The sequence below is a fragment of the Fretibacterium sp. OH1220_COT-178 genome (assembly GCF_003860125.1).
Lineage (GTDB): Bacteria > Synergistota > Synergistia > Synergistales > Aminobacteriaceae > CAJPSE01.
The window spans coordinates 1-1,951 of record NZ_RQYL01000062.1; the positions used below are offsets into that span (position 1 = coordinate 1).

Below are 1,951 nucleotides of genomic sequence, written 5' to 3' on the forward strand. Positions count from 1 at the left end.
TTCGACCGGACGACGGAGCTGTACCAGCTTCGTGCGCGCTACATGGACCCGAGGACGGGGACGTTCCTTAGCCTGGACCCGCACCAGGGGAACCGGCACGACCCGCAGAGCCTGCACAAGTATATGTATGCGCACGCGAACCCCGCGACCAACACGGACCCGACGGGCCTGTGGTCGCTGGGCGAGATGGGCGGCGCCATGGCGGGACAGAGCATCCTCGCTGGGTCGAGCGGACTGAACTTCTGGGTCGTATTGGGGATGCTGGTCCCTCGTGCAAAAGAGATTGTAGGAGCAACAATTGCGCTTTCGCTGCTTACCGAAAGATATATGGATGCGGCGCTTAACGGCGACATAAGATTTGTGGAGCTGTTAAGCGTATTGACGAGAGCTATTTTAGACACGCTGACAGCATCCAATAAGGCAGCCAACAGCATTGTATTCTCTCAAAGCCTGTTTTCTCCAGAAGAGATTAAAGGTGCTATTGACAAACTTAAAACCGACCATAAAAAAGTAGAGCATATTCAAGATGAGAAACACCTTTGGAAAAACAGACTTAATTTAGACCCCAAAGACCCCAAGGATTGGGAAGAAATCATATTGATTATACAAGCTGTTCTGGCAAGCGGAACAGAGGAGAAGTATGGCGTTGCGCTTAAGAGAAGTCTGGAAGTTGGTAAGGAAATCGTATCGGTTACATACACAATAATAGATGGGGTCATAAGAATCTCTGACGCATGGGTTAAATATTGATGGGCTTAGACAGAGGTAAAAGAAATGGAACAATCTGAGTTCGAGGGGAAAGTAATGGAAAAAATACTTAACTCTCCCGAGAAACCGTATTGTATCCTTAAGAATCAGTATTTGAATGCTACTATTACTTCGCGTAAGCTGACTCAAGTTGGTTTTTTTACTAACTTTAAAGTTCCGAACAAATTAATTGTTCCCGGTATGAAGGGACTGATTATGGATGTGTACGCAAAATTCGACAACTCCGATTCAACTTGCTTATTTATATTATTTGTGCGTAACGGTAAAATAGATTTTTTGGAAGGCGTTATGTCAGATGGTGATAGACCCTCTAACTACGACAAAGCTATTTTATGTTATGCTTTCAAAGATAGAAGACAACATGAAATAGAGAACTACAATTAGTTTCAAATAATCAAGAAGCCTTAAACATCTTTATGCATGGCGATTATGCCATGCATAAAGATAGTTTGGTCGCTGGGCGAGTCGAGCGGACTGAACTTCTGGGTCGTATTGGGGATGCTGAAAGGGGCGGCCTACAGCATCCAGTTTGCGTGCTCCATGCGCAGCCTCGTCGTGGCGATGCTGACGGGCGACGCCGAGGAATTTCTGCACGCGCTGTCGAACGGAATGGTGTCGTTCATGAGTCTGATGGGCGTCTGCGAGTCGCATCTTGCGATGCAGATCCTGACGAAGGCGCTTGCGGCGTATGGCGTGAAGGGGAACGCCGAGGCGTTCCTGAAGGCCAAAGAGAAGAACGACGTTGCGGGGATGCTGGAGGCCGGTCTGAATATCGCGCTGGACATCATCACGCTGTTCTCGAGCTGCTTCGACGGGGACACGCCTGTGGCGACGGAGACGGGCTTCAAGCGCATCGATGAAATCCGGGCCGGAGACCGCGTGTGGTCGTACAACGTCGAGACCGGCGAGAGGGCGCTGAAGGCAGTCAAAGAGGTCTTCGTGCGGGAGAACGACGAGCTTCTGCACATCGAGACGAGCCGGGGCGTCGTCGACGCGACGACCAGCCACCCGTTCTACGTCGTGGGCAAGGGCTGGGTTGCTGCGGGCGACCTCTCGGTTGGAGACAGCATCCATGCCATCTCCGGCGACGCGGGGATTGTGACGGGCCTGAGGCTGGAGAAGCTGGACAAACCCATCCCCGTCTACAACCTCGAGGTCGAGGACTTCCAATCCTACTTCGTCG

The 1,951-nt window shown here is 51.1% G+C and carries 3 protein-coding genes; all 3 read left to right on the forward strand.

Features of this window, described 5'->3' with window-relative positions; all coding sequences use genetic code 11:
• Positions 1-750, forward strand: a 750-nt coding sequence (locus EII26_RS13225) for an RHS repeat-associated core domain-containing protein (protein ID WP_158612348.1), incomplete at its 5' end; no start/stop codon positions are given.
• Between the two features lie 54 nt (positions 751-804).
• A complete protein-coding gene (locus tag EII26_RS12800; protein WP_124889536.1) occupies positions 805-1,152 on the forward strand; it encodes a hypothetical protein in 348 nt (115 codons plus the stop codon).
• 45 nt (positions 1,153-1,197) lie between these two features.
• The coding region (locus tag EII26_RS12805; RefSeq protein ID WP_233572759.1) for a polymorphic toxin-type HINT domain-containing protein at positions 1,198-1,951 on the forward strand (754 nt) is incomplete at its 3' end.